1 protein-coding gene is annotated in these 928 nt (G+C 70.9%); it reads left to right on the top strand.

Features of this window, described 5'->3' with window-relative positions; all coding sequences use genetic code 11:
• On the top strand, nucleotides 1–703 hold a 703-nt coding region (locus HC022_RS27605; RefSeq protein ID WP_303049118.1), incomplete at its 5' end, for a transketolase C-terminal domain-containing protein.
• Nucleotides 704–928 lie beyond the last annotated feature (225 nt).

Below are 928 nucleotides of genomic sequence, written 5' to 3'. Positions count from 1 at the left end.
GGCGTTCACCGACTATGCCCGCCCGGCCATGCGCCTGGCCGCGCTGCAGAAGACGCCCACCGTCTTCGTGATGACCCATGACAGCATCGGTCTCGGCGAGGACGGCCCGACCCACCAGCCCATCGAGCACCTCGCCATCTCGCGCGCGACGCCGAACACCCTGGTGTTCCGTCCCGCCGACCTGATCGAGACCGCCGAGGCCTGGGAGATCGCGTTCAGCCAGACCGAGACCCCCTCGGTGCTGTCGCTGACCCGCCAGAACCTGCCGACCGTGCGCACCCAGCACAAGAACAACAACCTCACCGCTCAGGGCGCCTATGTCCTTGCGGAGGCCGAAGGCAAGCGGCAGGCGATCCTGCTGGCCACCGGCTCCGAGGTCGAGATCGCGCTGGCCGCCCGTGACCTGCTGCAGGCGGAAGGCATCGGCACCCGCGTCGTCTCGATGCCCTGCTGGGAGCTCTTCGAGGCACAAGACGAGGCCTACCGCAAGCGCGTCCTGCCCGCGGGCCCGGTGCGCGTCGCCGTCGAGGCCGCCGCGCGCTTCGGCTGGGACAGGTGGCTGCTCGGCGAGCGTGGCCGCGAGGCCAAGGCCGGCTTCGTGGGTATGGAGGGCTTCGGCGCCTCTGCGCCTGCCGAGACGCTCTACGAGAAGTTCGGCATCACTGCCGAGGGCGTGGCCGCGAAGGTCAAGTCGCTGCTCTGAACGGAGAGCGACGGCAGCGAGGGGCCAGCCCCTCGCGCTCCCCGGAGTTTAGGGGCAAGATGAAGGAGGGGCGGCGCGCTATGTGCCGCCCCTTCGCGTTTCCGGTTGGGTGGTCTGGAGGCGTGGTGGATCCGGGCGGCGACTGGCGGTGCAGGCGGGGGCGCGAACCCCCGGGGGGAAGCGGGGCGGGGGGAAAATTGCCGGGGGGGGCACGGAGACAACAGG

The organism is Salipiger sp. HF18 (assembly GCF_011806505.1).
In the GTDB taxonomy this organism is placed as follows: Bacteria; Pseudomonadota; Alphaproteobacteria; order Rhodobacterales; family Rhodobacteraceae; genus Salipiger; species Salipiger thiooxidans.
Note: the sequence above shows the minus strand (reverse complement) of the source record. Positions and strands in the feature narration are given on the sequence as shown.